Origin of the sequence: Isoptericola nanjingensis (genome assembly GCF_050311635.1) — a bacterium.
GTDB lineage: Bacteria > Actinomycetota > Actinomycetes > Actinomycetales > Cellulomonadaceae > Isoptericola > Isoptericola nanjingensis.
Genome location: NZ_JBNOZL010000001.1, coordinates 174,585 through 201,505, shown reverse-complemented (window position 1 = coordinate 201,505; position 26,921 = coordinate 174,585). Strand labels below are relative to the sequence as shown.

Annotated in this window: 27 protein-coding genes; 24 read left to right on the top strand and 3 right to left on the bottom strand. The window is 74.7% G+C overall.

Annotation, left to right across the window (positions count from 1 at the left end; genetic code table 11):
* The 14 genes from trmD to ACQP6G_RS00845 all read left to right on the top strand — a co-directional run bounded on the left by trmD (position 1) and on the right by ACQP6G_RS00845 (position 13,983).
* Positions 1 to 822, top strand: a complete 822-nt coding sequence (gene trmD, locus ACQP6G_RS00910) for a tRNA (guanosine(37)-N1)-methyltransferase TrmD (RefSeq protein ID WP_429762294.1) — start codon at positions 1 to 3, stop codon at positions 820 to 822.
* A gap of 172 nt (positions 823 to 994) precedes the next feature.
* Positions 995 to 1,357 (top strand): 50S ribosomal protein L19, encoded by a 363-nt coding sequence (rplS, locus tag ACQP6G_RS00905; protein ID WP_429762293.1) that lies wholly within the window; start codon positions 995 to 997, stop codon positions 1,355 to 1,357.
* A 202-nt stretch (positions 1,358 to 1,559) separates the two neighbouring features.
* Positions 1,560 to 2,363: a signal peptidase I gene (gene lepB / locus ACQP6G_RS00900; protein ID WP_429762292.1), complete on the top strand. Its 804-nt coding sequence runs from the start codon at positions 1,560 to 1,562 to the stop codon at positions 2,361 to 2,363.
* Between the two features lie 83 nt (positions 2,364 to 2,446).
* On the top strand, positions 2,447 to 3,259 hold the full coding sequence (locus tag ACQP6G_RS00895; RefSeq protein WP_429762678.1) for a ribonuclease HII: 813 nt from the start codon (positions 2,447 to 2,449) through the stop codon (positions 3,257 to 3,259).
* Positions 3,256 to 3,555, top strand: coding sequence for a DUF2469 domain-containing protein (locus tag ACQP6G_RS00890; protein ID WP_013838354.1), 300 nt, complete (start codon positions 3,256 to 3,258; stop codon positions 3,553 to 3,555). The genes ACQP6G_RS00895 and ACQP6G_RS00890 overlap by 4 nt, the downstream gene beginning before the upstream one ends.
* Before the next feature lie 146 nt (positions 3,556 to 3,701).
* Complete coding sequence (locus tag ACQP6G_RS00885; protein WP_429762291.1) at positions 3,702 to 4,061, top strand: YraN family protein; 360 nt, start codon at positions 3,702 to 3,704, stop codon at positions 4,059 to 4,061.
* Complete coding sequence (locus tag ACQP6G_RS00880; RefSeq protein WP_429762290.1) at positions 4,061 to 5,596, top strand: YifB family Mg chelatase-like AAA ATPase; 1,536 nt, start codon at positions 4,061 to 4,063, stop codon at positions 5,594 to 5,596. Before ACQP6G_RS00885 ends, ACQP6G_RS00880 begins: the two co-directional genes overlap by 1 nt.
* Positions 5,589 to 6,959 carry a DNA-processing protein DprA gene (gene dprA / locus ACQP6G_RS00875; protein ID WP_429762289.1) on the top strand — a complete coding sequence of 457 codons (1,371 nt, stop codon included), beginning with the start codon at positions 5,589 to 5,591 and terminating at the stop codon, positions 6,957 to 6,959. Before ACQP6G_RS00880 ends, dprA begins: the two co-directional genes overlap by 8 nt.
* 139 nt (positions 6,960 to 7,098) lie before the next feature.
* Positions 7,099 to 8,046 carry a tyrosine recombinase XerC gene (locus tag ACQP6G_RS00870; RefSeq protein ID WP_429762288.1) on the top strand — a complete coding sequence of 316 codons (948 nt, stop codon included), beginning with the start codon at positions 7,099 to 7,101 and terminating at the stop codon, positions 8,044 to 8,046.
* Positions 8,047 to 8,171: 125 nt separating this feature from the next.
* Positions 8,172 to 8,831, top strand: a complete 660-nt coding sequence (locus tag ACQP6G_RS00865; RefSeq protein ID WP_429762287.1) for a GntR family transcriptional regulator — start codon at positions 8,172 to 8,174, stop codon at positions 8,829 to 8,831.
* A 172-nt stretch (positions 8,832 to 9,003) separates the two neighbouring features.
* Positions 9,004 to 10,359, top strand: coding sequence for an MFS transporter (locus ACQP6G_RS00860; RefSeq protein ID WP_429762286.1), 1,356 nt, complete (start codon positions 9,004 to 9,006; stop codon positions 10,357 to 10,359).
* The gene (locus ACQP6G_RS00855) at positions 10,356 to 11,315 is read left to right on the top strand and encodes a dihydrodipicolinate synthase family protein (protein ID WP_429762285.1); all 960 of its coding nucleotides are present in this window, start codon (positions 10,356 to 10,358) and stop codon (positions 11,313 to 11,315) included. Before ACQP6G_RS00860 ends, ACQP6G_RS00855 begins: the two co-directional genes overlap by 4 nt.
* On the top strand, positions 11,312 to 12,472 hold the full coding sequence (locus ACQP6G_RS00850; protein ID WP_429762284.1) for a mandelate racemase/muconate lactonizing enzyme family protein: 1,161 nt from the start codon (positions 11,312 to 11,314) through the stop codon (positions 12,470 to 12,472). The genes ACQP6G_RS00855 and ACQP6G_RS00850 overlap by 4 nt, the downstream gene beginning before the upstream one ends.
* An 8-nt stretch (positions 12,473 to 12,480) precedes the next feature.
* Positions 12,481 to 13,983 (top strand): aldehyde dehydrogenase (NADP(+)), encoded by a 1,503-nt coding sequence (locus tag ACQP6G_RS00845; RefSeq protein ID WP_429762283.1) that lies wholly within the window; start codon positions 12,481 to 12,483, stop codon positions 13,981 to 13,983.
* Positions 13,984 to 14,027: 44 nt separating this feature from the next.
* Here ACQP6G_RS00845 and ACQP6G_RS00840 read toward each other — a convergent pair whose 3' ends face one another.
* Positions 14,028 to 14,678 (bottom strand): murein hydrolase activator EnvC family protein, encoded by a 651-nt coding sequence (locus tag ACQP6G_RS00840; RefSeq protein ID WP_429762282.1) that lies wholly within the window; start codon positions 14,676 to 14,678, stop codon positions 14,028 to 14,030.
* 543 nt (positions 14,679 to 15,221) lie between these two features.
* Here ACQP6G_RS00840 and rpsB point away from each other — a divergent pair.
* The 7 genes from rpsB to ACQP6G_RS00805 all read left to right on the top strand — a co-directional run bounded on the left by rpsB (position 15,222) and on the right by ACQP6G_RS00805 (position 21,377).
* Positions 15,222 to 16,136 carry a 30S ribosomal protein S2 gene (rpsB, locus tag ACQP6G_RS00835; RefSeq protein WP_429762281.1) on the top strand — a complete coding sequence of 305 codons (915 nt, stop codon included), beginning with the start codon at positions 15,222 to 15,224 and terminating at the stop codon, positions 16,134 to 16,136.
* 114 nt (positions 16,137 to 16,250) lie between these two features.
* A complete protein-coding gene (gene tsf, locus ACQP6G_RS00830; RefSeq protein ID WP_429762280.1) occupies positions 16,251 to 17,090 on the top strand; it encodes a translation elongation factor Ts in 840 nt (279 codons plus the stop codon).
* A gap of 232 nt (positions 17,091 to 17,322) precedes the next feature.
* Entirely contained in the window at positions 17,323 to 18,114 is a 792-nt protein-coding gene (gene pyrH, locus ACQP6G_RS00825; protein ID WP_429762279.1) for a UMP kinase, read from the top strand.
* Between the two features lie 64 nt (positions 18,115 to 18,178).
* The gene (gene frr, locus ACQP6G_RS00820) at positions 18,179 to 18,736 is read left to right on the top strand and encodes a ribosome recycling factor (protein ID WP_429762278.1); all 558 of its coding nucleotides are present in this window, start codon (positions 18,179 to 18,181) and stop codon (positions 18,734 to 18,736) included.
* A 104-nt stretch (positions 18,737 to 18,840) separates the two neighbouring features.
* A complete protein-coding gene (locus ACQP6G_RS00815) occupies positions 18,841 to 19,632 on the top strand; it encodes a phosphatidate cytidylyltransferase (RefSeq protein WP_429762677.1) in 792 nt (263 codons plus the stop codon).
* Positions 19,633 to 19,641: 9 nt separating this feature from the next.
* The gene (gene rlmN / locus ACQP6G_RS00810) at positions 19,642 to 20,829 is read left to right on the top strand and encodes a dual-specificity RNA methyltransferase RlmN (RefSeq protein ID WP_460624557.1); all 1,188 of its coding nucleotides are present in this window, start codon (positions 19,642 to 19,644) and stop codon (positions 20,827 to 20,829) included.
* Entirely contained in the window at positions 20,826 to 21,377 is a 552-nt protein-coding gene (locus ACQP6G_RS00805) for a DivIVA domain-containing protein (protein WP_429762277.1), read from the top strand. The genes rlmN and ACQP6G_RS00805 overlap by 4 nt, the downstream gene beginning before the upstream one ends.
* Positions 21,378 to 21,447: 70 nt before the next feature.
* On the opposite strand, the gene ACQP6G_RS00800 is transcribed toward ACQP6G_RS00805, so the two are convergent.
* Positions 21,448 to 21,846, bottom strand: a complete 399-nt coding sequence (locus ACQP6G_RS00800; protein ID WP_429762276.1) for a MerR family transcriptional regulator — start codon at positions 21,844 to 21,846, stop codon at positions 21,448 to 21,450.
* A gap of 70 nt (positions 21,847 to 21,916) precedes the next feature.
* Here ACQP6G_RS00800 and ACQP6G_RS00795 point away from each other — a divergent pair, with 70 nt between their 5' ends.
* Positions 21,917 to 23,188, top strand: a complete 1,272-nt coding sequence (locus ACQP6G_RS00795; RefSeq protein WP_429762275.1) for an MFS transporter — start codon at positions 21,917 to 21,919, stop codon at positions 23,186 to 23,188.
* Between the two features lie 10 nt (positions 23,189 to 23,198).
* Here ACQP6G_RS00795 and ACQP6G_RS00790 read toward each other — a convergent pair whose 3' ends face one another.
* Entirely contained in the window at positions 23,199 to 23,969 is a 771-nt protein-coding gene (locus ACQP6G_RS00790; RefSeq protein WP_429762274.1) for a hypothetical protein, read from the bottom strand.
* Positions 23,970 to 24,230: 261 nt separating this feature from the next.
* Here ACQP6G_RS00790 and dxr point away from each other — a divergent pair, with 261 nt between their 5' ends.
* Together dxr and ACQP6G_RS00780 are read left to right on the top strand one after the other, a co-directional pair.
* Positions 24,231 to 25,418 carry a 1-deoxy-D-xylulose-5-phosphate reductoisomerase gene (gene dxr, locus ACQP6G_RS00785; protein ID WP_429762675.1) on the top strand — a complete coding sequence of 396 codons (1,188 nt, stop codon included), beginning with the start codon at positions 24,231 to 24,233 and terminating at the stop codon, positions 25,416 to 25,418.
* 67 nt (positions 25,419 to 25,485) lie between these two features.
* Entirely contained in the window at positions 25,486 to 26,805 is a 1,320-nt protein-coding gene (locus ACQP6G_RS00780) for a M50 family metallopeptidase (RefSeq protein WP_429762273.1), read from the top strand.
* Positions 26,806 to 26,921: the final 116 nt, after the last annotated feature.

Sequence of the window (26,921 nt, the reverse complement as noted above, 5' to 3'; positions counted from 1 at the left end):
GTGCGCGTCGACGTCGTCTCGATCTTCCCCGACTACCTCGCCGCGCTGGACCTGTCGCTGGTCGGCAAGGCGCGCAAGGCCGGGCTGCTCGACCTGCGGGTGCACGACCTGCGGGACTGGACCACCGACCGGCACCGCACGGTCGACGACACCCCGTTCGGCGGGGGAGCGGGCATGGTCATGCGCCCGGACGTCTGGGGGCGGGCGCTCGACGACGTCCTGCCGGCGGGCGGGGGCGGGCACCTGGTCGTGCCGACGCCGTCGGGCGACGTCTTCACGCAGCGGCACGCGGAGGCGCTGGCGGCCGAGGAGCACGTGGTCATCGCGTGCGGGCGGTACGAGGGCATCGACGCACGCGTCGCCGAGCGCACCCGCGCCGCCGGCCACCGCGTCAGCGAGCTGTCCATCGGCGACTACGTGCTCAACGGCGGGGAGGTGGCCGCGCTCGTGATGATCGAGGCGTTCGGGCGGCTGCTGCCGGGCGTCGTCGGCAACCCGCACTCGCTGGTCGAGGAGTCGCACGGCGCAGCCGGCCTGCTGGAGTACCCGGTGTACACGAAGCCGCCGGAGTGGGCGGGGCTCGAGGTGCCCGAGGTGCTCCTGTCCGGCCACCACGCCCGGATCGAGCGCTGGCGTCGCGACCGGGCGCTGGAGCGGACCGCCGCACGGCGCCCCGACATGGTGGCCGCGCTCGACCCCGCGTCGCTGGACAAGGCGGACCGCGCCGTCCTCGCCGGCCTCGGCTGGGAGGTGCGTGACGGACGCCTCCGTCCCGCGGCGGAGCCCGAGCCGGGGTCCGCGCCGGGACGTGTGGCAGAATAGGGCGCTGGTGCGTTCGCCGACCCGGCCTCTGCCACAGGGGAGGTCACGACGGGCTGCTGGTCAGCCCGCCTGGTCGAGGAGCCGACGCACCCACCGACACGTCAGATTCCGCGTGCCCCTGCGGGCGCGCCACGATCTTGCTCCTGACCTGTGGCAGGGCGGGGAGACCACCATGCACACGCTCGACTCCGTCGACGCAGCCTCGCTGCGCTCCGACGTCCCGGACTTCCGCGCCGGCGACACCGTCAAGGTCAACGTCAAGGTCGTCGAGGGCAACCGCTCGCGCGTCCAGGCGTTCCAGGGCATCGTCATCGCGCGCCAGGGCGGCGGCGTCCGCGAGACGTTCACCGTCCGCAAGATCAGCTTCGGCGTCGGCGTGGAGCGGACGTTCCCCCTGCACGCCCCGACCATCGACTCGATCGAGGTCGTCTCCCGCGGCGTCGTCCGCCGGGCGAAGCTGTACTACCTGCGCAACCTGCGCGGCAAGAAGGCGAAGATCCGCGAGAAGCGCGAGACCGCGCCGACCTCGAAGTGAGGCCGTGCGGCGTGATGCGCCGCGTCGCGACGCGCTGACGCGCACCCCCGGACGGGCGGTTCCTGCCGATGGCAGGGCCGCCCGTCCGTCGTCGTCCCCGGGGTCGGCCGGGGCCGCCGCCGGAGCGCGAGCGGGGGCCTGTCGCGGTTTCGCCGTGGACGGTGGCGAGTGAAAGAGTGAGGGCGTGGCAGACTCCGATCCCGTGACAGACCGGCCCAGCGCGCGCGATCCCCGTCCCCACGACCCCGCGGGCAGCGGCTCCGGCGACGGGGTCGAGGGCTTCGACGCCGTGGTCGGAGCGGGCCGCCCCGCCCCCGCCGAGGGCCCGACCCCGAGTCGCGGGCTCGGCGTCCTGCGCGAGACCGCGATCATCGTGGTCAGCGCGCTGGTCCTGTCGTGGCTCATCAAGACGTTCCTGGTGCAGGCGTTCTACATCCCCAGCGGGTCGATGGAGGACACGCTGGAGATCGGCGACCGGGTGATGGTCTCGCGCATGGTGCCGGACGTGTTCGACGTCCACCGTGGCGACATCGTGGTGTTCAAGGACCCCGGCGGCTGGCTGCCGCCGTACGAGCCGCCCGAGCGGACCCCCGTGGGGCAGGCGGTGACGAACGTCCTGACGTTCGTGGGGCTGCTGCCGCAGGAGACGGGCGACCACCTGATCAAGCGGGTCGTCGGGACGCCCGGCGACCACGTGACGTGCTGCGACGACCAGGGCCGCGTGAGCATCAACGGCGAGCCGATCGACGAGGAGTCGTACATCAAGCCGGGCTCGGTGCCGAGCCAGGACCCGTTCGACACGGTCGTGCCCGACGGCTTCCTGTTCGTCATGGGCGACAACCGGCAGAACTCGCAGGACTCCCGCTACAACACGGGCAAGCCCGGCGGCGGGTTCGTGCCGATGGACAACGTCGTCGGGTCGGCGTTCGCCACCGTGTGGCCGCTGGGCGACGCGAAGCTCCTGCGCAACCCGGGCGACGTCTTCGCGAAGGTCCCGGAGCCGTGACGTCGCTGGTCGAGCGCGGCCCCGAGCAGGACGCAGGGCAGGACGGCGCCGAGCCCGTCCGGGCGACGTCCGGGCCGGAGACGGTGCGCCGGCCCACGCCGCCCCGCCGCCGCACGGCCGGCGCCGGCGCCAAGCAGCGCCGGAGCCCGACGCTGCGCCAGGAGCGTGCGCTGCTCACAGGAGGCGCACGGCTGGTCGCGGGCATGGACGAGGTGGGGCGCGGCTCCCTCGCCGGGCCCGTGAGCGTGGGGGTCGTCGTCGTGGACGCGGCGACGCGGACGGCGCCCCAGGGGCTGACCGACTCGAAGCTCCTCACCCCGGCGGCGCGGGTCGCGATGGTGCCGCAGCTGCAGCGCTGGGGGGTCGCGTGGGCCGTCGGGCACGCGGGGCCGGCGGAGATCGACGCGCACGGGATCGTGGCCGCGCTGCGGCTCGCCGGGCGGCGGGCACTGGCCCAGGTCCGGCGGACGTGCGGCGACGTGGACGTGGTGCTCCTCGACGGCTCGCACGACTGGCTGAGCCGGGGCGACGTCGACCTGTTCGAGGCGGCGGCCCTCGACCCCCTCGGGCCCGAGGCGCCGGAGCCGGGGGTGCGCACCCTCGTCAAGGCGGACCTACAGTGCTCGTCGGTCGCGGCCGCGAGCGTGCTCGCCAAGGTGGAGCGCGACGGGCTGCTCGTGCGTCTGGCGCGCCAGTACCCGGCGTACGCGTGGGACCAGAACAAGGGGTACTCGGCGCCCGCCCACCTGGACGCGCTGCGCCGGCTCGGCCCGACGCCGCAGCACCGCCGGTCGTGGAACCTGCGCGCCCTCGCGGACGACGGCGCGGTCCCGGCGTCCGGCACGCCCGCCGCAGGCCTCGCCCTCGACCCGCCCGATGGGATGATGGCCCTGTGAGCGCCGAAGACCTCGAGAACTACGAGACCGAGATGGAGCTCGCGCTGTACCGCGAGTACCGCGACGTGGTGGGCCTGTTCTCGTACGTCGTGGAGACGGAGCGGCGGTTCTACCTCGCCAACCAGGTGGACCTGCAGGTGCGGTCCGCCGCCGGCGAGGTCTACTTCGAGCTCCGGCTGGCCGACGCGTGGGTATGGGACGTCTACCGCTCCGCGCGGTTCGTGAAGTCGGTGCGCGTGGTGACGTTCAAGGACGTCAACGTGGAGGAGCTCGCGAAGGCCGAGCTCGCCCTGTAGCTCGCTCCCTGTCGACGCCACGAGGCGCCGGTAGGCACGGAGGCTGCCCCCAGGCGGCCCCCCCTGCGCCCCTCGTCCACAGGACACCGTCCGCGTGCGCGTCGGCCCTGCACCGGGCCGCGAGGCTTCCCCGCGGAGGTGGTTCGATGCGGGCGAAGGACGCCGTCGGGCGGTACGGGGAGCGGGTGGCCGCGCGCCACGTCGAGGCGCAGGGCATGGAGGTGCTCGAGCGCAACTGGCACGGCACGGGAGGCGAGCTCGACCTCGTCGCGCGCGACGGCGACGTGCTGGTCGCGATCGAGGTGAAGACGCGACGGGGCACCGCGTACGGCCACCCCGCGGAGGCGGTGACGGCCGCCAAGCTGTCCCGGATCCGCCGGCTCACGGGGCAGTGGCTGGTGGAGCACCGGGACGTGCGCTGCCGCGAGATCCGGGTCGACGTGGTGGCCGTGGTGCTGCCGCGGGCGGGCGCCGCGCAGGTCGAGCACCTCGTGGGGGTGCTCTGATGGGCCTCGGGACGACGGCGGCGGTCGCCCTCACCGGGCTGACCGGGCACGTCGTGGAGGTGCAGGCGCAGCTCGCGGCGTCCGTCCCCGGGTTCACTCTGGTGGGGCTGCCGGACACGGCGCTCAACGAGTCGCGCGAGCGGGTGCGGGCCGCGGTGCTCTCCACCGGCATCAAGTGGCCGCACCGCAAGATCACCGTCAACCTGTCGCCCGCGTCGCTGCGCAAGTCCGGTTCGTCGTTCGACGTCGCCATCGCGGTCGCCGTGCTCGCGGGGGACGGCGTGGTATCCCGGGCCGGGCTGGACCGGGTGGTGCACCTGGCAGAGCTCGGCCTCGACGGGCGCCTCCAGCCCGTGCGCGGGGTGCTCCCTGCGGTCGCCGCGGCCGTCGAGGCGGGCTGCCCCGACGTCGTGGTCGCGACCGGGGACGCGGACGAGGCCCGGCTGGTCCCCGGTGCGCGCGTCCACGCGGCGTCGAGCCTGGCCGAGGTGGTGCTGCTCCACGGCGGCGAGCTCGCCGAGCCGCCGGTGCTGGACCCGGTCCGGGCGGCGCGGCAGTCCGCGCCGCGCCGGTCGCCGGGGGACCTCGCGGAGGTGGTCGGGCAGGTGCACGCGAGGATGGCGCTCGAGGTCGCGGCCGCCGGTGGGCACCATCTGCTCCTGGTCGGGCCACCGGGTGCGGGCAAGACGATGCTCGCCGCCAGGCTGCCGGGCATCCTGCCGGACCTCACGCCCTCCGAGGCCGTGGAGGTGACGTCCGTGCACTCGGTGGCCGGGACGTTCGACCCCGGGAACGGCCTCCTGACGCGCCCGCCCTTCGAGGACCCGCACCACACGGCCACCCCGGCGGCGATCGTCGGCGGGGGCAGCGGCCTGGCCCGGCCCGGCGCGGTGTCCCGCGCGCACCGGGGGGTGCTGCTCCTGGACGAGGCCCCCGAGTTCCCGTCCCGCGTGCTGGAGACGCTGCGCCAGCCGCTCGAGCAGGGGGAGCTGGTGCTGCACCGCTCCGGGGGAGCCGCCCGCTACCCGGCACGCTTCCAGCTGGTGCTGGCGGCGAATCCCTGCCCGTGCGGGATGGCGTCGGTGAACAAAGGGCTGGACTGCTCCTGCACGCCCATGGCGAAGCGCCGGTACTTCGGTCGTCTGTCGGGGCCGCTGCTCGACCGCGTCGACCTTCAGGTGGAGGTCCTGCCCGTGACGCGGGCGGAACGGACGGCACGGTCGGAGGGGGAGTCGTCGGCGGTGGTCGCGGCCCGGGTCGCCCAGGCGAGGGCCGCAGCCCGCGAGCGGCTGGCCGGGACACCCTGGACCACGAACGCGGAGGTGCCCGGGCGGTGGTTGCGGGAGCGGTCACGAGCACCGGGGGTGCTGCAGGCGATCGAGCAGATGGTCGACCGGGGGGTGCTCAGCCTGCGCGGGGCCGACCGAGTGCTGCGGATCGCGTGGACGCACGCCGACCTCGCGGGGCGCGCCGCACCGACGGTCGACGACGTCTCCACGGCCGTGACGATGCGCACGAGGGGGAGCCATGCGTGAGCCGGCAGTGGAGCCAGTCGTGGGGGCGGTCGTGGGGGCGGTCGTGGGGCCGGCCGCGGAACCGAGACCGACCGCGACGCGGTCGCTCGGCGCCGGAGGGCTGCCCTTCGCGGCGGACGACCCGGTGCTCGCCCGCGCCGCGTGGAGCCGGTTGGCCGAGCCGGCCGACGCGGTGGCGGGCGCCCTCGTCACGCACCTCGGGGCCCCGGCGGCGCTGGAGTGGGTCGTCGACGCGGTCCGCGACCCGGCGCGCGCCCTGCGGGGGTCCGCGGTCGAGCCGCTGGGCAGCGAGGTCGCGGCCGACCGGCTCATGGAGGGGGTCGCCCGGTGGGCGCCGCGGCTCGAGCGGCTCGACCCGCGGCGGGAGCTGCGGGTCCTCGAACGGCTAGGCGGCACGCTGCTGGTGCCCGGGGACGCACGCTGGCCGGCCCGCCTCGCCGCGCTGGGCCCGGAAGAGCCCTTCGCCCTGTGGGTGCGCGGCGACGCCGATCTCGCCGCGCTGACGGAGCGGTCGGTCGCACTCGTCGGGGCGCGGGCGTCGAGCGCCTACGGGGACCACGTGGCGGCGGACCTGGCGGCCGGTGTCGCCGACCGCGGCTTCGCCGTCGTGTCGGGCGGGGCGTACGGGATCGACGCCGCGGCCCATCGCGGGGCGGTCGCCGGCGGGGCTGCCACCCTGGCGGTGCTCGCCGGCGGCGTGGACCGCTTCTACCCGCCGGGCAACCAGGACCTGCTGCGACGCCTGGCGGACGGCGCGGGTGCGGTGGTGAGCGAGGTCCCGCCCGGGTCGGCGCCGTTCAAGCAGCGCTTCCTCGCCCGCAACCGGATCATCGCCGCCGTGTCGTGCGCGACCGTCGTGGTGGAGGCCGCCTGGCGGTCGGGGGCGCTGTCGACGGCACGGCACGCGACGCGACTGCTGCGCCCCCTCGGTGCCGTGCCCGGCCCGGTGACGTCGGGGACCTCGACCGGGTGCCACGCGCTCCTGCGGGACGGGGCGGCGGTCTGCGTGACGGACGCCGCCGAGGTGGCCGAGCTCGCCGGTCCGTACGACGGCGAGGCGGCGCCGGCCCCGCACGACGGGGCTCCCGTACCGGGGCGCGCCGCCCGTGCGCTGTCGCGCCGACGGATGCCGGCGGAGGTCGAGGCCCTCGGCGAGCGCGCGCGCCAGGTGTGGGACGCGCTGCCGGCACGGGGCGCGACCGCCCTGGACGCGCTGGCACGGGTGGCCGGCCTCGCCCCGGGCGAGCTGCTCGCCGGTCTCGGTGCACTCGAGCTGCACGGGCTCGCCGCCCAGGAGGCCGGCCGGTGGCGCCGGGTCCGCCGTGCCGACGGCGGGGCGGGCAGGACGACGTCGAACGGCTGAGGCGGCGGGCCGGTGCGAGAGGTCGTCCGCCAGGGGGGGGGGGGGGGGGGGGCGCACGAGGGGTGTCGCACCGGTGGACGACCTCGACACGCGCGGCGCCTCACCCGTCCTGAGACGGCTCAGGGGCACACTGACCTGGATGGACACCGATCCGGACCTGCCGCCGCTGCCGGCGCCGCTCGCGGGGGCGCTGGCGCGTTTCGACGAGTATCTCGAGGTCCAGCGCGGGCACTCGGCGCACACGCGTCGTGCGTACCGTGCCGACGTCGGGTCGCTCCTGCGGTACGCGGTGCGGCACGGGGTCGACGGCCTGCCGGGGGTCGACGTGGTCGTGCTGCGCGGCTGGCTCGCCGCGCAGGCCGAGCGCGGCCTGGCCCGGGCGACGATCGCCCGTCGCGGCGCCGCGGCGCGGACCTTCCTGCGGTGGGCGTACCGCGTGGGGCTGGTGCAGACGGACCCGACGGCGCGGTTGGCGAGCCCGAAGGTGTCGCGGACCCTGCCGACGGTGCTGAGCGCGGACGCGGCCGCGACGCTGCTCGACACCGCCCGCGAGGTCGCGCACGCCGCGGAGCCGGAGGATCGCCCCGCGGCCCTGCGCGCGTGGGCCGCGTCCGAGCTCCTGTACGGCAGCGGCATCCGCGTCGGCGAGCTGGTGCAGGTGGACGTGCCTGCCGTCGACCTCACGGACCGTCTCGTGCGGGTGCTCGGCAAGGGCGGCAAGGAGCGGGTGGTGCCGTTCGGCGTCCCGGCGGCGCGCGCGGTGTCCGAGTGGCTGGCGCACGGCCGGCCGGCCCTGCTGCAGCCGACGTCCGGGGCCGCGCTCCTCCTGGGGGCGCGCGGTGGCCGCTGGGGGCAGCGACAGGTCCGCGACGCGGTGCATCAGCTCGCGGCCCGGGCGGGCGTGGAGGACGTGGCCCCGCACGCGCTGCGGCACTCCGCGGCGACGCACCTGCTGCAGGGCGGCTCGGACCTGCGGTCCGTCCAGGAGGTGCTGGGGCACTCCGACCTCGGCACCACGCAGCGGTACACCCACGTGGACGACGAGCGGCTGCGGAAGGTGTTCGTGCAGGCGTTCCCGCGCGCGTGACGGCGGGCCCCTCGTGCCCACGACCGCCGGCGCGCACCACGGACCGGACGGGACTTGCCAGGTCGTCCGCCGCACCCCTACGCTCTCTGGTATCTCATATATGAGATACGAGACAGGAGGTCAGGATGGCGCCGCTGCAGGCACAGGTGGTCGCACCCTCCCGCACCGCCCACGTGCTGGAGATCATCAAGGGAGCGATCCTCTCCGGCGACCTGGCGGCAGGGAGCCCGTTGGTCGAGACGGACCTCGCGCGCGAGCTGGGCGTGTCCAAGACGCCGGTGCGCGAGGCGCTCAAGACCCTCGAGGGGACCGGGCTCGTCGTCATCCGCCCGTACCTGGGCGCGACGGTGCGCGAGATGTCGTACGAGGACGCCGCGGCGGTGTACGACATGCGCCTGCTGCTCGAGCCGGAGGCCGTCCGCCGCACGGTCGCCGCCGGGGGCCGCATGTCTGCCGCCGAGCGTGCCCTCGAGCGGGCGCGGGAGGCCGAGGGGGGCGTGGCGCGCAGCGCCGCGAACCGCGAGTTCCACCGCGCGTTGTACGGCGGCTGCGGCAACCCGTTGCTCGTGGCCTCTCTCGACGGGCTGCGCGACCAGACGTCGCTCGTGTCGGTCGCGGCCTGGGCGCACCGCGCGTCGTGGGAGACGGAGGCGGCGGAGCACGACGAGATCCTGCGCGCCGCCCAGGAGGGACGAGCGGAGGAGGCTGCGGACCTGGTCCGGGGCCACGTCGCGGCGTTCCTCGACCGGCTCCCGAAGCACGACATCGCGCCGGCGCCGCAGTGACCTGAATGACCCGCAATGACCCGAACCACTGACCCGAACCACTGACCGCACCAGACGTGCCGACCGCCGACGGTCGGCGCCGAGGCACGGGCCGTTCTCCGCCAAGATCCCGGCCCGTGCCCCTCATCAGGGCGCTCCGACCGGAGCGCCACCGCCACCCCAAGGAGCGACGATGCTTCATCATGACACGCGCCCCGACGCGGCTCCGGCCGCCGCGGGCGCCCGGCGACGCAGCCGGATGCGCTGGTCGATCGTCGGGTTCTCGGCCCTCGGCCTGACGATCGCCTACCTGGACCGGGCGGCCCTCAGCGTGGCCATGCCCTTCATGTCCGACGAGTTCCACATCAGCCCGGCCGTCCAGGGCGTGCTGCTGTCCAGCTTCTTCTGGACCTACGCGCTCTTCCAGATCCCGTCCGGCTGGCTGCTCGACAAGTTCGGCCCGCGGGTGATCTACCCGATCGCCGTGGGCTGGTGGTCGGTCTGGACGGCCCTCACCGCGCTCGCGACCGGCGTGGGGAGCGTTATCGTGTTCCGGCTCGGGCTGGGCATCGGCGAGGCACCGGTGCAGCCGGCGAACGTCAAGGTCGTCTCGAAGTGGTTCCCGCGCCGTGAGCGGGCCTTCGCGTCGAGCCTGTTCGACATGGGGCAGCAGATCGGCACGGCGCTGTCGGTGCCGCTCGTCACGGCGCTCGCGGTCTTCGCGGGCTGGCGCAGCGCCTTCGTGCTCATCGGCGTCGTGGGCCTGATGTGGATCGTCGGCTGGCTCGCGATCTACCGCGCGCCGGAGAAGCACCCCCGCGTGTCGGAGGAGGAGCTGCGCCACATCCGCTCCGACCAGGGCGAGATGGTGGAGGCCGCGGACGAGCGGCCGGCCGTGTCCTGGCGGGGGCTCGTGCGCAACGGCCAGGTGTGGGCGCTCACCACCGGCTACGTCTTCCGCTCGCTCGCGGGCGCGTTCTTCCTCACCTGGTACCCGAGCTACCTGCTCGACGACCGCGGGTTCTCGGAGGCGGACTTCGGCATGGTCGGCGCTCTCCCGGCCGTCATCGCGATCGGGTCGACCGTGCTCGGCGGCATCGTCTCCGACCGGATGCTCGCGGCGGGGATCTCCACGAACCGGGCCCGCAAGATCCCCATCATCGCGGGCCTGGTGCTCAGCGCGAGCATCGGGTTCAGCCCGTTCATCGAGAGCAACGTGCTGCTCATGGTCGTGCTCACGCTCTCCAACGCGGCCCACTCGTTCGCCGGTGCCGCCATCCTCAGCCTCCCGGCCGAGGTCGCGGAGCACCCGGACCAGGTCGGCTCGATCGCCGGCTTCCAGAACTTCGGTTCCCAGCTCGGCAACCTGGTGAGCCCGATCGCGATCGGCCTGTTCCTCACCGCGACCGGGTCGTACCTCGGCCCCATGGTCTTCGCGGCCGTGAGCTGCCTCGTCAGCGCGGCCGTCTACGCCTTCTGGGTCCGCATCAAGCCCGTCACCACCCTCGACCAGGTCGAGGACACCGTCCCCGAGGAGTCCCGTCGATGACCATGCCCGACCTGACCGATCCGACCGATCCGACCGACCCGACCGACCTGCGCGACCGCCTGGCCACGGTGGTGGGCATCCCCGTCGTGCCGTACGACCCGCAGGGCCGGGTGGACACCGAGCGCACCGCCCTGCTCGCCGACCGCCTGCTCGACGCCGGCGTCACCGTGCTCACGCCGAACGGCAACACCGGCGAGTTCTACGCCCTCGCGCCCGCCGAGCGCCGCCGCGTCCTGGAGGTGGTCGCCGGGGCCCGCCGGCCCGACACGGTGGTGGTCGCCGGCGTGGGCCTCGACCTCGAGACCGCGGTCGCCGACGCACGCCACGCGGCGGCGCACGGGGCGCAGGCGGTGATGATCCACCAGCCCGTGGTCCCGTACCTGTCGCCCGACGGGTGGGTCGACTACAACGCGACGGTCGCCGCCGCGGTGCCGGAGCTCGCGGTCCTGCCGTACGTGAGCACGACGGCCGTCGCGGGCCGCCACGTGGCGGAGCTGGTGCGCCGTGCCCCGAACGTCGTCGGCCTGAAGTACTCGGTACCCGACCCGGTGCACTTCGCCGCGGTGCGGGACGACGCCGGGCACGACCTGCTGTGGATCGCGGGCCTGGCCGAGTCCTGGGCGCCGGCCTACTGGCAGGCGGGCGCCCGCGGCTTCACCTCCGGGCTGGTCAACGTCGCGCCCGAGGTCTCCTTCGCCCTGCTGGAGGCCCTGCGCGCCGGGGACGGCGCGACCGTGGCGCGGGTGTCGCGGCAGATCCGGGCCTTCGAGGCGCTGCGGGCCCGGCACGGGTCCGCCGACAACGTGTCCGTCGTCAAGGAGGCCATGCACCTGGCGGGGCTCTGCGACCGCTCGGTGCGGCCGCCCAGCCACGTGCTCGACGAGGCCGCGCGGCGCGAGGTGCGGGAGGCGGTCGCCGCCTGGGCCGCGCCCGCCGGCGAGGAGCGGGTGGCATGACGGGCCCGAACGGCACGGACCTGCGGATCGACCGCCTCGAGACGTTCCTCCAGCGGGTCGGCGACCGGCCGCGGGTCCTGGTGAAGATCACGACGGCCGGCGGTGTCGTCGGCTGGTCGGAGGTGTACAACCACGGCCCTGACCTCGCGTTCCCGCCGCTGCTGGAGTACCTGGCCGACCGGGTGCGCGGCGTGGACGCCACCCGGGTGTCCTTCGTCAACGAGCTGCTGCGGCAGTCCTCCCGGTTCCCGCCCGGTGCCCTCGGCCTGGCCGCGATCTCGGCGATCGACCACGCCCTCTGGGACGTCGCGGGCCACGCGGCGGGGCTCCCGGTCTACCGGCTCATCGGTGGGGCGGTGCGGGACCGCGTCCGCGTCTACGCGGGGCTGTACTCCGCGCCCGACGTGACCGAGCTGGTGGACCGCACCCGGGCGCTGCACGCGTCGCACGGGTTCACGGCGTTCAAGCTCAGCCCCTACCGGGGCGACCTCCACCGGCGTCGCTTCGGCGCGCTCGCCCGCGAGACCGGGGAGTACTTCCGCGAGGTCCGCGAGGCGCACCCCGACGACTGGGAGTTCGCGTTCGACGCGCACGCCTGCCTCTGGGAGCCGCACCAGGCCGTCGAGCTGGGCCGCGCGCTCGCGCCCTGGGAGCCGCTCTTCCTCGAGGAGCCCCTGCGCCCCGAGCACGTCCCGGCGTGGGCGCGGGTGCGCGAGCAGATGCCGGTGCCGCTGGCGACGGGGGAGTCGCTGTACTCGACCCACGAGTTCGACGCGCTCCTCGCGGCGCAGGGGGCCGACATCGTGCAGCCCGACATCTGCGTGGTGGGCGGGCTCACGACGATGCTCAAGATCGCCGCGCTCGCGGAGACCCGTTACGTGCCCGTCGCGCCGCACAACCCCCTCGGCCCGCTCGCGACCGCGGCGAACGTGCACTTCGCCGCCGCCACGACCAACTTCTCGATCCTGGAGTACAAGCCGGACGCGGTGTCGTGGTGCCCCGATCCCTACGAGCCCGTGGACGGGCACCTCGAGCTGCGGCCCGAGCGTCCTGGCTGGGGCGTGACGATCGACGAGGACGCCCTGCGCGACGACGACTGGGTGCATTGGGAGCGTCGCGTGCCCCGTCGCCCCGACGGGTCGACGGCATGGATGTGAGGGGAGACATGACCGGTGACACGACCGGTGGCCAGACGACCGCCGCGGCGCTCGACGACGTCCTGCGGTCGGCTGGGCGCGCGGCCGATGCCGCGGCGGAGTCCGACCCGCGCACCCGGGCGAGGTGGCTGCGGGCGGTCGCCGACGCGCTGGACGCCGCCGCCCCGGCGCTCCTCCCGCTGGCGGGGCGAGAGTCCCACCTGCCCGAGGCCCGGCTGGCGGGCGAGCTCGCCCGCACGACCGCCCAGCTGCGGCTCTTCGCCGCCGTGGCGCTGGAGGGTTCCTGCCTGGAGGTGACGATCGACCACCCCGACCCGGCCGGGGTACCGCCGGTGCCCGACCTGCGCCGGATGCTGGTGCCGCTCGGGGTGGTGGCCGTGTTCGCGGCGTCGAACTTCCCGTTCGCGTTCTCGGTCGCGGGCGGCGACACGGCCTCGGCGCTCGCCGTCGGGAACGCGGTGGTCGTCAAGGCGCACCCGGGGCACCCGGAGCTGTCGCGGGCCACGGCGGAGGTGGTGAGGTCCGCCCTCGAGGGGGCCGGCGCGCCCCCGGGGCTGTTCGCGCTCGTGGAGGGGTTCGAGACAGGGACGGCGCTCGTGGAGCACCCGGCGGTGCGCGCCGTCGGGTTCACCGGCTCCGTGCCGGGCGGGCGGGCGCTCTTCGACCGGGCCGCGCGCCGTCCGGACCCGATCCCCTTCCACGGCGAGCTGGGCAGCCTCAACCCGGTGGTCGTGACGCCCGGGGCGCTCGCCGCCCGCGGTGCGGACCTCGCCGCGGGCCTCGCCGCGTCGTTCACCCTGGGGGCGGGGCAGTTCTGCACCAAGCCGGGGCTCGTGGCCGTCCCGGCCTCCCCGGAGTTCGACGCGGCCCTCGTCGCGGCGGTGCCCCCGGAGCCGGGGGAGATGCTCACCCCGGGGATCCGGGCGGGGTTCGACGCCCGCGCGGCGCAGGTGCTCGGCACCGCCGGGGTGCGGCTGCTGACGGGGCACCCGTCGGGCGGGACGGGCACCGACGCGGCGCCCGCTCCTGTCGGGCCGCTGGTGGTGGACGCCGACGTCGCGACGGTGCTCGCCGCGCCGCAGGCCCTGCTCGAGGAGACCTTCGGGCCGCTCACGGTGCTCGTGCGCTACGCCGACCGTGCGGACCTCGCCGCGCTGCTGGCGGCCCTGCCGGGCAGCCTCACGGCCACCGTCCACGCCGAGGACGCCGAGGACGTCGACGCGCTGGTGCGGGCCTGCCGCGCCGTCGCGGGCCGGGTGCTGTTCGACGGGTGGCCCACCGGCGTCGCGGTCTCCTGGGCGCAGCACCACGGCGGGCCGTACCCCGCGACGACGTCCCAGCACACGTCCGTGGGCGCGACAGCCACCCGGCGGTGGCTGCGACCGGTGGCGTACCAGGACGCGCCGCAGCACCGGCTGCCGCCCCCGCTGCGCGACGACGACCCCTGGGGCGTCGTCCGGCGCGTGGACGGCGTGCTGCAGGTCCCGGGGCCGGGGGCCCGCGAGGGCTGACCGTGCGGGGTGCACCGGTGAGGGGGCCGGCGGCCCGGGCGACGTCACGCCGCCGCCCGGGCGGGTGCGCCCGGCAGCAGCACGACGGGCGGCGCCTCGCCGAGCAGAGCGAGCGGGTCGAGGTACAGCTCGCCGCGCAGGACGCCCCAGTGCAGGCACCCGGCGGGCGCGCAGTGGCCCGGCACAGCGGCGAGCGTGCCGACGACCCCGCCGGCGGCCACCGCGTCCCCGCGGCGCGCGACGGCGGTGACCGGCTCGAACGTGGAGCGCAGCCCGCCGGGGTGCTCGACCACCACGACGGGCTTGCCCGCGACCTGCCCGGCGAACGACACCATCCCGGCGCCGGGGGACCGCACCTCCTCGCCGACCCCGGCAGCGAGGTCAGCGCCGCGGTGGCCGGCTCCCCACTCCTCGGCGGGCGGGTCGAAAGGGTGCGCGACGTCCCCCGGCACCGGGCGCGTCCAGCCCTCGACGGCCGGACGCGAACCCTCCGGGCCGCCCGGAGGGGCGGCCGCGCCCGCCGGCAGGCCGGCGGCCGTCACCACGACGAGCCCTGCGAGCCACGCGACCCAGGCGACCCGCGCGACCCGCGCGGCCGGTACGACGCCGGTCGCGCCACCGCCGCCGGCGGCCGTGGGACCAGGCGGCGTGGTGCGGTCCGGAGTCCTGCGCTGCGTCGTGCCGTGAGCGGTCATGCGAGCAGACTGGCGGGGCCGGTGCCCCTGCCGCCGGGGCGCCGTGGCATCCTGTGGACGGGCTACGACTGGGGGCAGGCTCCTGGCGGTGCTGCCGCGCAGGTGCGTCGTCGGACGGTGGAGCTCGCGACCGGGGACGAGGCCGGCGGTGGCTGGGCGAAGAGGCCCGGAACCGTCGGGTAGACTGGCTGCCGCGATCGGCTTGCGCCTCGCCCTCCCGAATCATCCCGGTGGATCCCGTGGACCGTCCTCGACGTCCTGCGGGCTCGCCGGCCGGGGGAGCGGACGCGAACCGGTCGACATCGCGCGTCACGCACGCGCCCCGCGACCCGGCCCGCCGGGTGCAGGGTGCGGCCGCGTCGGCAGCGGTCCGTCCCCGGGTTCCCCTGGGAACGGTGCCGACCCGGCGTGACGCCAGGGGTGCCGGGCCCGATGCCCGTCACCGACGAACCGAGTACCGCGACCGGAGCCTGCAGCAGCAGCCCGGTCGCCCGACGCGCGTGCAGCCCGGAGGATCCGGCGCACGCGGCGAAAGGACGTGTCATGGCCGTCGTGACCATGCGCCAGCTCCTCGAGAGCGGTGTCCACTTCGGACACCAGACCCGCCGTTGGAACCCGAAGATGAAGCGGTTCATCTTCACGGAGCGCAACGGCATCTACATCGTCGACCTGCAGCAGTCGCTGTCGTACATCGACCGCGCCTACGAGTTCGTCAAGGAGACCGTCGCCCACGGCGGCAGCATCCTGTTCGTCGGCACCAAGAAGCAGGCGCAGGAGCCCGTGGCCGAGCAGGCCGCCCGCGTCGGTATGCCGTACGTGAACCACCGCTGGCTCGGTGGCATGCTCACCAACTTCACCACCGTGCACAAGCGCCTCCAGCGCCTCAAGGAGCTCGAGGAGATCGACTTCGACGACGTCGCCGGTTCGGCGCTGACGAAGAAGGAGCTCCTCGTCCTGCGTCGCGAGAAGGACAAGCTCGCGCGCACGCTGGGCGGCATCCGTGACATGGCCAAGACCCCCTCGGCGGTCTGGATCGTGGACACGAACAAGGAGCACCTGGCCGTCAACGAGGCGAAGAAGCTGGGCATCCCCGTCGTCGCGATCCTCGACACCAACTGCGACCCCGACGACGTCGACTACGCCATCCCGGGCAACGACGACGCGATCCGCTCCGTCACGCTGCTCACCCGCGTGATCGCCGACGCCGCGGCCGAGGGCCTGCTGCAGCGCCACTCCGGCAAGAAGGGCGAGGCCGCGGAGACCGCCGAGGCCGAGCCGCTGGCCGAGTGGGAGCGCGAGCTCCTGGCCGGTGCCGAGGCCGCGCAGGCCGAGGCCCCCGCCGCCGAGGAGGCGCCGGCCGCCGAGGCGACCGAGGCCGCCCCGGCTGCCGAGGAGGCCCCCGCCGCCGAGGAGACGCCTGCCGCCGAGGGCGAGCAGGCCGCCGAGAAGTCCGAGTGAGTCCTCGCGGGCCGGTCACCCCCGGGTGACCGGCCCGCGGACCGCCGCACGACCCACTCCGCCCGGCACCCCGACCGGGTCCGGGCGGACCTCGAACCAGCACGGAGGACATCCATGGCGAACTACACCGCCGCTGACATCAAGGCGCTGCGCGAGCGCACCGGTGCCGGCATGCTCGACGTCAAGAAGGCGCTCGACGAGGCTGACGGCAACACCGACCAGGCGATCGAGATCATCCGCAAGAAGGGTCTGGCCCGCGCCGCCAAGCGCGAGGGCAACGCGACCACCGAGGGCCTCGTGGCCGTCAAGGTCGCCGACTCCGCGGCCGGCCAGGTCGCCACGATGATCGAGCTCGACGCCGAGACGGACTTCGTCGTCAAGAACGAGAAGTTCATCGCGCTCGCCGACGCGGTCCTCGAGGCCGTCGCCGCCGCGGGTGCCACGGACGCCGAGTCCGGCCTCGCCGCCCCGGCCGCCGAGGGCACCGTGGCCGACACGATCGCCGCTCAGGGCGCCACGATGGGGGAGAAGGTCGTGCTGCGTCGCGTGGCCCGCCTCGAGGCCCCCAAGGTGACGACCTACCTGCACAAGACGGCCAAGGACCTGCCGCCGTCGATCGGCGTGCTCGTCGCCACCGACGACGCCGCCGAGCCGGTCGCCAAGGACGTCGCGCAGCACATCGCCGCGCTGGCGCCCCGGTTCCTGTCCCGCGAGGACGTCCCCGCGGACGTCGTCGAGAAGGAGCGCGAGATCGCGCGCGAGGTCTCGATCGCCGAGGGCAAGCCCGAGGCCGCGCTCCCGAAGATCGTCGAGGGTCGCCTCAACGGCTTCTTCAAGGACGCCGTCCTCGTGGACCAGCCGCTGGCCAAGGACACGAAGACGACCGTCGCCAAGCACGTCGCCACCACCGGCGGCGCCCTGCTCGGCTTCGTCCGCTTCCGCGTCGGCAGCTGACGCCTCCCAGCGCTCAGGCCCGACCGCACCGTGCGCGGTGCGGTCGGGCCTTCGCGTACCCGCCCGCGCCCGCCCGCTGACGGGGCGGGAGCCGCCGTCCGGTGCCAGGATGCGCGGAGGGCGACACAGGACCACCGGGCGCGCACCCGCCCGACCTGCCGGTCCGTCGAGCGCGACGGCCGGCGGACGCGGAACATGCCGCAGGGCATGCGGAACAGATCAGAGAGCGACGGTGACGCACGTGACCGAGACCAACCAGACCGAGCCGACGACCACGACGGGTGAGGCGACGGGCGGGGCGACGGGCGAGACCGCACCCGCGCGCCGCGTGCTCCTCAAGCTCTCCGGCGAGACGTTCGGGGGCGGCAGCGTGGGCCTCGCGACCGACGTCGTGCGGCGGATCGCCCAGGAGATCGGCGACGCGGTCCGGCAGGGCGTGCAGGTCGCGATCGTCTCCGGCGGCGGCAACTTCTTCCGCGGCGCCGAGCTCTCCCGCGCGGGCCTGGACCGGGCGCGCGCCGACTACATGGGCATGCTCGGCACGGTGATGAACTGCCTCGCGCTGCAGGACTTCCTCGAGCAGGACGGCGTCAAGACGCGGGTGCAGACCGCGATCACCATGGGACAGGTCGCCGAGCCGTACATCCCGCTGCGCGCGATCCGGCACCTGGAGAAGGGTCGCGTCGTCATCTTCGGCGCGGGCGCCGGCATGCCGTACTTCTCCACCGACACCGTGTCGGTCCAGCGTGCCCTGGAGACGCACTGCGACGAGGTCCTCATGGGCAAGAACGGCGTGGACGCCGTCTACTCGGCCGACCCGCGCACGGACCCGGACGCCGAGCGCCTCGAGCACCTCACCTACACCGACGCCCTGGTGCGCGGCCTGAACGTGATGGACGCCACCGCGCTGTCCCTGTGCCGCGACAACGACGTGCGGATGCGTGTCTTCGGCCTCGAGGAGCCGGGTAACGTGACCCGCGCGCTGCTGGGCGAGAAGATTGGCACGCTGGTCACCACCCACTGACGCCGCACCAGCCGTACGACACTTCAGCAGCACGACGACGCACGACGACGAGAATGGAGCACCGGTGATCGACGACACCCTCCTCGAGGCCGAGGAGAAGATGGACAGGGCGATCGACGTCGCCAAGGAGGAGTTCGCGGGGATCCGCACGGGTCGCGCCAACTCGGGCATGTTCTCGAAGATCACCGTGGACTACTACGGCGCCCCGACGCCCCTGCAGCAGCTCGCGTCGTTCAACATCCCGGACGCGCGCACGGTGCTCATCACCCCGTTCGACAAGAGCTCGATGACGACCATCGAGAAGGCGCTCCGCGAGTCCGACCTGGGCGTCAACCCGTCGAACGACGGCAACGCGATCCGCATCGTCATGCCCGCCCTCACGGAGGAGCGTCGCCGCGACTACGTGAAGATGGCCAAGACGAAGGCGGAGGACGCCCGCATCTCCGTGCGGAACGTCCGCCGCAAGGCCAAGGAGGAGCTGGACCGCATCGTCAAGGACGGCGAGGCCGGCGAGGACGAGGTCACCCGGGCGGAGAAGGAGCTCGAGTCGCTGACGAAGAAGCACGTCGACGCGATCGACGTGCTGCTCGCCGGCAAGGAGAGCGAGCTGCTCGAGGTCTGATGGTGACCCATCCCCTCGAACCGGGCGAGGACGCGTCCCCGCTCGACCCGGCCACCGGCGGGGCGGCCGACCCGACGTCGTCGCGCGCCGGCCGCAACCTCCCCGTGGCCATCACGGTCGGCGTCCTGCTGCTCGTCGGCGTCGCGGCGTCCCTGTGGTTCCGGCCGGAGCCGTTCGTCGCCGTCGCCGCGGTCGCGGTCGGTGCCGCGCTGTGGGAGCTGCGGCAGGCGTTCGCCCGCCGGGACATCCACCTACCGATCCTGCCGCTGCTCGTGGGCGGCGCGGGCATGGTGGTCTCGGCCTACACGGCGGGGCCCGAGGCGCTGCTCGTCGCGTACGTGCTGACCGTCGGCGCCGTCGTCGTCTGGCGGGTGCTGGACGGCCCCGGGCCGCAGGCGCTGCGCGACTGCGCGGCCGCGGTCTTCGCGGCCACCTACGTGCCGTTCCTGGCGGGCTTCGTCATGCTGCTGCTCGCGCAGCCGGACGGCGAGCTCCGGGTGGCCCTGTTCATCCTCCTGGCCGTGGCGAACGACACCGGTGGGTACATCGCCGGCGTGACGATGGGCCGCCACCCGCTGGCACCCACCGTGAGCCCGAAGAAGACCTGGGAGGGCCTGGCAGGATCGCTGGTCCTGGCCACGGCCGTGGGCGTCGCGGGCGCGGTGCTCGCCCTCGACGCGAGCCCGGTGCTCGGCATCGTGCTCGGTGTGCTCACCGCGATCACGGCCACCGTGGGCGACCTCGCCGAGTCGCTCATCAAGCGGGACCTAGAATTGAAGGACATGGGTTCGCTGCTCCCGGGTCACGGGGGCGTGCTGGACCGCCTCGACTCGCTGGTCGTCACCGCCCCGTTCGTGTACCTCGTGCTCACCATGGCGCCGCCCGGCGCCCTGTAAGGAACCGTCATGCCCCCCACCACCGCCCGTCCCGCGACGTCCGGCGCCGACCTCGGGATCCCCGCGGTCCGGCCCGGCGACGAGACCGCGCCGATGCCCCTGCAGATGGCGCCGCGCCGCCGGGGCAAGCCGCCGAAGCACTTTGCCGACCTCACGCCGGCCGAGCGCGTCGCGTCGATGGAGGAGATGGGGGAGAAGCCGTTCCGGGCCAAGCAGCTCGCGACGCACTACTTCCAGCACTACACGTCCGACCCGGAGCAGATGACCGACCTGCCCGCGAAGACGCGCGAGGCCATCGCGACCACGATGTTCCCGCAGCTCATCCGCCCCACCCGGCGCCTCGAGGCCGACGGCGGCACGACCGTCAAGACGCTGTGGCACCTCTTCGACGACGCCAAGGTCGAGTCGGTGCTCATGCGCTACCCGCACCGCACCACGTTGTGCGTGTCGTCGCAGGCGGGCTGCGGCATGGCGTGCCCGTTCTGCGCCACGGGCCAGCTCGGGCTCACGCGGAACCTGTCGACGGCGGAGATCCTCGAGCAGGTGCGCGCGGCGAACCGGTCGCTCGCGGAGGGCGAGATCCCCGGCGGGCCCACGCGGCTCAACAACCTCGTCTTCATGGGCATGGGCGAGCCGCTGGCCAACCCGAAGGCCGTCTTCGAGACGGTGCGCGCGCTGGTCGCGCCGCAGCCCGAGGGCTTCGGCATGTCGGCGCGGAACATCACCGTCTCGACCGTGGGGCTGGTGCCCGCGATCGAGAAGCTCACGAAGCTCGAGATCCCGGTGACGCTCGCCCTCAGCCTGCACGCTCCGGACGACGACCTGCGCAGCGAGCTCGTGCCGATCAACACCCGGTGGAGCGTGGACGAGGCGCTCGACGCCGCCCGGCGCTACTTCGAGGTGACGGGGCGGCGCGTGTCGATCGAGTACGCGCTGATCAAGGACATGAACGACCACGGCTGGCGCGCCGACCTGCTCGGGGAGAAGCTCAACGCCCGCGGGCGCGGCTGGGTGCACGTCAACCCCATCCCGCTGAACCCCACGCCCGGCTCGATCTGGACCGCGAGCGAGCGTGCCGTCGAGGACGAGTTTGTGGCACGCTTGCGCGGGCACGGCATCCCCACCACGATCCGTGACACCCGCGGGAGCGACATCGACGGCGCCTGCGGGCAGCTGGCGGCCGAGGAGGACGAGTGAGCGCACTGTTCAGCACGGTGTCCGCGATGCGCACCGGGTACGAGCGGGACGAGGTCGAGGACTTCTTCGACCACGCTCGGCAGGCGTACGAGGGACGCACCGCGGAGCCCCTGTCGCACGCCGACATCCAGGTGTCGACGTTCGACCTGGTGCGCGGTGGCTACGACACGCACGAGGTCGACGCGGCGCTGGACCGGCTCGAGGCGGCGTTCATCGCCCGTCAGCGCGCCGAGTACGTGGCAGCGCACGGTCAGGAGGCCTGGATGGCCGCGCTGGCGGACCGCGCCCGCACGATGTACGGGCGCCTGGGCCGGCCCGACGGCGAGAAGTTCGCCCCGGCCGAGCGCGGCGAGCAGGGCTACGACCCCGACGACGTCGACGCGTTGTGCGACCGGCTCGTCGCGTACTTCGACCGGCAGGAGCCGCTGTCCTCCGGGGAGATCCGTTCCGCGACGTTCGGCCGGGCCAAGGGTTCGGACGGCTACGCGGAGGGTCCCGTGGACCGCTTCTTCGCCCGCGCGATCGAGGTGCTGCTCGGGGTCGAGTGATCCCGCCGCCGCACCAGGACCGACGCCACGAGGGCCGCCGACGACGAGTCGGCGGCCCTCGTCGCGTCCGTCACCGGCCGGCGGGCGAGGTGGCCGCGGCCTCCGACAGGAGGGCGGCCTGCTCGGTGCGGGTGAGGACGTCACGGATCGTGTCGCGGCTGCGGGTGAGGCAGGCGATCTTGTCCTCGATGCCGACGAGCTCGCCGGCCAGCATCTCCGCGACGGTGCGGGGGCAGGTCGGCGCCTCGGCGGTGCTCGTCTCCTCCATGTCGAGCAGCACCTTGATCAGGCGCGTGGGGATGCCGGCGCGCACCATCCCGGCCACCCTGGACACGCGCTCGACGTCGTCGTCGGAGTAGGTGCGGTACCCGTTCGGCGCGCGGTCGGCCACGAGCAGGCCCTGCTGCTCGTAGTAGCGCACGAGGCGCGGTGCCACTCCCGCGCGACGCGCGAGCTCGCCGATCTTCATCGTGCTCCTCCCGAGGTGACCGAGGTCACGCTTGACATTGACATCAATGTCAAACTCTAGCGTCGGTCGCATGACGACACCACGCACGACCTCCACCCTGTCCGACCGGCTCCCGTGGCTCTCGCTCCTCGTCCTCGGCGCGGCCACGTTCACCATGGTCACGGCCGAGATGCTGCCGACCGCCGTGCTCCCGCAGATGAGTGCCGGGCTCGGGGTGGACGAGGCGAGCACCGGTCTGCTCGTGTCCGTGTGGGCGGCCACCGTCGTGGTGGCGAGCTTCCCGCTCGTGCGGCTCGTCGCCGGCACGGACCGGCGTGCCGTGATCACGGTCGCGCTCGGCGTCCTGGCCGCGTCCTCCCTCGCCACGGCGCTGGCGCCGACCTACGGCGTCGCCGTGGGGGCGCGGCTGGTGGGCGCGGCCGCCGTCGGCCTCCTGTGGGCGTCTGCGAACGCGCACGTCGCCGACCTGGTGCCCGACCGGCTGCTCGCCCGCTCGATCGCCGTGGTGCTGGGCGGCGCCACCCTGGGCATGGTGCTCGGGACGCCGGTCGCCAGCCTCGTGACCCGTGCGGTGGGCTGGCGGGCGGCGTTCGCCGGTCTCGCGCTGCTGACGCTGGTGGTCGCCGTCCTGGTGCGGCTCGTCGTCGCGCGTGCGGCCGCGCCCGCCACGGCCCGGCCCGGTGAGGGGGTGACTCCGGGCGCCCCGGGGCCCGCGCCGGCCGGAGGGCCCGGTCCGATGATCACGGTCACGGCGATCGTCGGCGTGCTGCTGGTGGGGCACTACGGCGCGTACACGTACGTGACGCGCATCGTCGAGGTGCCGGCCGACGCGCTGCCGGGCGGCGTGAGCGGGCTGCTCCTGGTGTTCGGCCTCGCGTCCGCCCTGGGCGTGGTCCTCGCCGGCCGGTTCGGGGCCCGGACCGCGCCGGTGCTCGCGCTCGCCGCCGGCGGGACCGCGCTCGCCCTGCTCGGGCTGGCGGTGGTGGACGTGCTTCCCGCCCTCGGCGTGGCCGTCGTCGTGCTGTGGGGCGTGTCGTCGGGCGCGCTGCCGCCCCTGGCGCAGACGCTGATCCTGCGCCTCGGCGGGCCCGAGCGGCGGGCGACGTCGTCGGCGCTGATCCCGGTGGTGTTCAACGGCGGCATCGCCGTCGGTGCCGCGCTGGCGTCGTGGGTCGTGGCCGGCGGCGGCGTCGGGGCGCTGCCGGTCCCGGCCGCCGTCGTGGTCGCCGTGACCGCCGTCGCGCTCGGCGCCGGGGCGCGGGTCTGGTCGACGCCGGCAGCCGTGGAGGGCGACGGCGGCCGCGCCGGTGGCACGGTGGCCGAGAGGCCCGCCGGGGTCTGAGCCCCGCCCGTCAGCAGGCGGGCGCGAGGGCGTCGCCGCTGCCCGTGTCGAGGTAGGCGTCGGACACCCAGTTGCTCGGGCCGATGCGGTACCAGAGGTTCGTCGTGCCGCGGGTGCCCGTGACCGTCTGCCCGCGCGCGCTGCACAGCAGCGGCACGCGCGCGGCGTCGGCGGCGGCGCCGGTCCACCGGTAGCCGGTGCCCGGCCCGGTGCGGACGTTGAGGGTGCCGCCGTCGGCCGAGACGATCCCCGTGCGTGCGGACCCCTGCCAGAGGTAGGTCACGTCGATCCAGGCGTTGGAACGCAGGCCCAGGCCGTCCCGGTAGGTGCCGTCCGCCAGGTCGATGCCCGCCGGGTTGGTCACGGTGCGCCCGAAGAGGTCCTTGCCGCCGTGGTGGCCGAGCCGGTAGGCCGCGGAGGCCTGAGGGGTGCCCCGCGGCAGGTCGCGGGCGGCATGACGGGTGGAGCTCCAGTAGTCGTCGGTGGTGTTCCACGGGCCGACGTCCCACACCGGCGCGTACTCGCACCGCGTGCTGTCCGCCCGGCACGCCCGGACGCTGAACGCGCCGTCGCCGTCCGCGGACAGGGCCCGGCGCGAAGGCAGGGCGACGAAGTGGTCCCGCTTCTCGATCTTGTGGCCGTTCGCGGTGTGCTTGCCCACCAGGCCCTCGCGGGTCGCGAAGATGCGGTGGGTCTCGCCGTCGCCGTCCGCGGCGGCGGGTGCCGCCAGCCCGACGACCGCCCCCATGACGAGGGTGGCGATCCCGGCGAAGGTGGCCATGGCGCGCTTGCCGACTATCACGCGATAAGTACGCATGGATGCGAACGTAACCGGCGTCACATCCCGTCGCGACCGGGCGCGGGGAAGGTCCCGTCCGGAAGTCAAGCACCGGAGCGGGTGAATTCCACGCCGTTCCGCGGTGTGTCGGCCACGCGGGCGACGGGCGGTAGAGGCGCCAGAACGCCTGGGATGATGGGCGCCATGCCCGACCACACGCCCGACCACACGCCCGACCACACGCCCGACCACAGGACCGAGCAGGTGTCCGACCAGCACACCCGTACCGTCACGCTCCTCGGCTCCACCGGCTCGATCGGTACCCAGGCGATCGACGTCGTGCGTGCCCACCCCGGGCGGTTCCGGGTCGAGGCGCTGAGCGCGGGCGGGTCCGACGTCGCGCTGCTCGCGCAGCAGGTCGCGACCGTGGGGGCGCGCGCGGTGGCCGTCGCGGACGACGCCCGTGCGGACGACCTGCGGGCCGCCCTGGTCGAGCGGCTCGGCGCCGCGGCGGGCGACGTCGAGGTGCTCGCCGGGCCCGACGCGGCGACCGAGCTCGCGGGTCGCGGCAGCGACGTCCTCCTCAACGGCATCACCGGGTCGGTGGGCCTGCGGCCCACGCTCGCGGCGCTCGCGGGCGGCTCGACGCTGGCGCTGGCGAACAAGGAGTCGCTCGTGGTGGGCGGCTCGCTGGTCAAGGCCGCGGCCGCGCCCGGGCAGATCGTGCCGGTGGACTCCGAGCACTCGGCGATCGCCCAGGCGCTGCGCGGGGGCGCGCGCGACGAGGTGCGACGGCTGGTCCTCACGGCCTCCGGCGGGCCGTTCCGCGGCCGCAGCCGCGACGACATCAAGAAGGTCACGGTCGACGAGGCGCTCGCCCACCCCACCTGGGCCATGGGGCCCGTGGTGACGGTGAACTCCGCCTCGCTGATGAACAAGGGCCTCGAGCTCATCGAGGCGCACCTGCTGTTCGACGTGCCTGCGGAGGACATCACCGTGGTGGTGCACCCGCAGTCGGTCGTGCACTCGATGGTCGAGTTCCACGACGGCTCCACGCTCGCGCAGGCCTCCCCGCCCGACATGAGGCTGCCCATCGCGCTCGGGCTGTCCTGGCCGGATCGCCTCGACGTCGTCTCGCCGCCGTGCGACTGGAGCCGGGCGGCGTCGTGGACGTTCGAACCCCTCGACGAGGCGACGTTCCCCGCTGTCGGGCTGGCCCGCGCGGCCGTCGCGGCGTCCGCCACGCACCCCGCGGTCTACAACGCCGCGAACGAGCAGGGCGTCGCGGCCTTCCTCGGCGGGCGCATCGGCTTCCTCGACATCGTCGAGACCGTGGAGCGGGTGCTGGCCGAGCACGACGGGGTGGCCACCGCCGACGTCACCCTCGATGTCGTCGAGGGCGTCGAACGCTGGGCGCGGGCGCGCGCCGACGAGATCCTCGCGCGGTCCTGACGAACCCTCCACGCGCGCGCGGCAGGGGCGTGCGGCGGGTGGCCGCGGGTGTCCTAGGCTCGAGGCCGTGGACGTTCTCTCCTGGGTGGTCGGCATCGCGGTGATGGTGGTGGGCCTCGCCCTCTCCATCGGCCTGCACGAGGTGGGCCACATGGTCCCCGCGAAGAGGTTCGGCGTGCGGGTGAGCCAGTACATGGTGGGCTTCGGCCCCACGCTGTGGTCGCGCACCAAGGGGGAGACGGAGTACGGGGTCAAGGCCATCCCGCTCGGCGGCTACGTGCGGATGGTCGGCATGATGCCGCCCGCGCCCGAGGGCACCCGCCGCCGCGGGGGGTTCTTCGGGCAGGCGATCGCCGACGCGCGCGACGCGTCCGTGAGCGAGATCCTCCCCGGCGAGGAGCACCGCGCCTTCTACCACCTGTCCACGCCCAAGAAGCTGGTCGTCATGCTGGGTGGCCCGGTGATGAACCTCCTCATCGCGGTGGTGCTCACGTTCGTCGTGCTCGTGGGCATCGGTGCGCCGACCGTGACCACGACCGTCGGTGCGGTGAGCGAGTGCACGCCCACGTCGACCACGGCGGACGGGGCGCCGGTGTGCGGGGACGGCGCCGCGCCCTCGCCGGCCGCCGCGGCGGGCCTGCAGCCGGGCGACGAGATCGTCGAGTGGGACGGCACGGCGGTGACGTCGTGGGACGAGCTCTCCGGAGCCATCGCGGACGCCCCCGACCAGCAGGTCCCGGTGGTGGTGCTGCGCGACGGCGCCGAGGTCCCGCTGACCGTGACGACGTCGGACCGGCAGGTCCCCGTGGTCGAGGCCGACGGCACCGCGAAGGTCGGCGCCGACGGGCAGCCGGTCACCGAGACGGCGGGGTTCCTGGGCGTCACGCCGACCCAGGAGTACGAGCCGCTGCCGGTCTCGACCGTCCCGGAGGCGGTCTGGCAGCAGGTCTCGGGCACGGCGGGCATGATCGTCACGCTCCCGGTGCGCATCGGCGACGCGGCCGTGCAGGCGTTCACCGACGAGCCGCGGTCGCAGGACTCCGTCGTGTCGGTCGTCGGGGTCGGCCGGATGGCCGTGGACGCCGTCGCCGCGGACGCGCCCGTGATCAGCACGCTGCAGTTCCTGCTGAGCCTGCTGGCCGCGCTCAACGTGGCGCTCTTCGTCTTCAACCTCATCCCGCTGCTGCCGCTGGACGGCGGGCACGTCGTCAACGCCCTGTACGAGGGCGCCAAGCGCACGGTCGCGCGGCTGCGCGGGCTCCCGCGACCAGGCCCGGCCGACGTCGCGCGGATGATGCCGGTGGCGTACGTGATGTTCGTCGTGCTCGTGGGCACGGGAGCGATCCTCATCGTCGCGGACCTGGTGGACCCGGTCCGCCTGGGCTGACGCCCGGACCCGAGCGGGCCCGCGCCGGGTGAAGGTCCTGCGGACGAACGCGCGGTGATTCCGTGCCCGTCAGGTGCCCGCGTGCGTAGCACCCGCCCGCAGGCGCGATACTGGCA